Origin of the sequence: Streptomyces sp. NPDC002209 (genome assembly GCF_042890265.1) — a bacterium.
Lineage (GTDB): Bacteria > Actinomycetota > Actinomycetes > Streptomycetales > Streptomycetaceae > Streptomyces.
In genome coordinates this window covers 1-1,603 of record NZ_JBIARX010000043.1, presented here as the reverse complement: position 1 = coordinate 1,603, position 1,603 = coordinate 1, and the positions used below count along the sequence as shown (strand labels likewise).

At 75.7% G+C, this 1,603-nt stretch carries 3 protein-coding genes; 2 read left to right on the top strand and 1 reads right to left on the bottom strand.

What is annotated here, in order from left to right:
- Nucleotides 1-105: 105 nt before the first annotated feature.
- Nucleotides 106-438, bottom strand: coding sequence for a hypothetical protein (locus ACFYXK_RS33945; RefSeq protein ID WP_389414654.1), 333 nt, complete (start codon nt 436-438; stop codon nt 106-108).
- Nucleotides 439-534: 96 nt separating this feature from the next.
- On the opposite strand from ACFYXK_RS33945, the gene ACFYXK_RS33940 reads away from it, so the two are divergent.
- On the top strand, nt 535-999 hold the full coding sequence (locus tag ACFYXK_RS33940) for a hypothetical protein (protein ID WP_389414655.1): 465 nt from the start codon (nt 535-537) through the stop codon (nt 997-999).
- A 69-nt stretch (nt 1,000-1,068) separates the two neighbouring features.
- The gene (locus tag ACFYXK_RS33935) at nt 1,069-1,449 is read left to right on the top strand and encodes a S26 family signal peptidase (protein ID WP_389414653.1); all 381 of its coding nucleotides are present in this window, start codon (nt 1,069-1,071) and stop codon (nt 1,447-1,449) included.
- The last annotated feature ends 154 nt before the right edge of the window (nt 1,450-1,603 follow it).

The window sequence follows — 1,603 nt, the reverse complement described above, 5'->3', positions numbered from 1 at the left end:
GCCACCATGCACAACCTCACCACGACGCGGTGAAACAGCAGCTCAAGCGACACCCCAGCCTGCCCGAGGCGGACCTTCTGCAACACCCTTTAGGGAGCGGGACGGTCAGGCGGCGCGGTCCCGGGGGACGGCGGCGGGGCGGCGGCGGTCGCGGACCGCGGCGCAGCGGCGTGCCGTGTCCCGGCGGGCGGTGCGCAGCCGGTGCATCGTGGCGTGGCCGCGCCGGCGCCACTCGGCCCGGGGCAGGCCCGCCCGCTGGCCGCCGCCCGTGATGAGGGCGTTGACGGGGGCGTGCGGGTCGGCGGCCATGCCCTTGGCCACCAGGACGCCCACCACGAGCGGGACCAGGGCCACGGCCAGGGCCGAGCCGGCGGTGGTCACGTGCTGCATGCGGCGCGGGCGGGGCGCGGTGCGGGCGGCGGTGGCGTCGAAGGTCATGCCCTCATTCGATCAGCGGCGGGGCCGCGGGGAATCGGGGCGGATACTCAGGTCGTCGGGTGTGAGGTACTCAGACCGAGGGAGAGGGGTGGGGTGGTGGAGGCACCCGGGCAGGGCTTCGAGCCCGCGACCGGCGACGGACCGCAGCGGCCCGCCACGGCAGCGCGGGCGGCCGAGGTCCGCACGGCGTACGAGGGCCTGCTGCAGATCCGCCGCCTGGTGAACGGCTCGGCGGGGACGGCGGTTCCCGCCCCGTGGGAGCTGCGGCAGATGCCGCGCGCGGTGGCCCTCGTACTGGAGGCGGCGGGCATCACCCCGTCGGCGGTGGACGCGGAGGGCCGGCGTACGCGGACGGGATACCGGGTGTCGCCCGGCGCGTCCGGGTCCGGGGACGCGCGGGTCGAGGTGACCTGGACCGGACCCCCGGGCGGCGGCGCGGCCGAGGCGGAGCAGGAGCGCCTGACGGCCTGCGCGGCCGCGCTGGAGCCCCTGGGCTGGGGCTGCCTGCTCTACCGGGGCCCGCGCCGGCGCCGCTTCCTCGAGGTGGAACCCCCACGCTGACCGGCCCGGCGCGTGCCGCGCCCGGGAAATGAGGTGTCCCGGCCCCGCCTCGGCAGGCACACTGGCCCGATGGGCATGCTCGACGCGTGGGCGGACCGCATCAGCCGGGGCGAGACCGTGGAGTTCCGGCCGACCGGCGACTCGATGGTGCCGCTGATCCACAGCCGCCGGCGGGTCCGGGTCGCCCCGGTCGACCCGGCGCTCCTCGAACCCGGCGACATCGTCCTGGCCCGGGTCGCCGGCACGGTGTACCTGCACCTGGTCTCGGCCGTGGACGCCCCGCGCCGGCGCGTGCAGATCAGCAACAACCGGGGCCGTGTCAACGGCTGGACCGGCCACGACCGCGTCTTCGGGATCTGCCTCGCCGTGGAGGGCGCATCCCGCCCCGGTGCCGCCGCCAAGGTCCGACAGGCCCCAGCCGGTACTGCCCGCGCCGGGGAGACAGCCTAGGCCGTCTCGTTCGGATCTTGCCTGACCCGCGCCGCCCGGCAAGATCCGAAAGAGACGACCTAGTGACGTGAGTCAGAGATTCGGTGGCAGTAGGCGGCGACTTTGTCGAGGATCTCGTCGGCGGTCTTCGTCCAGACGAAGGGTCGGGGGTGTT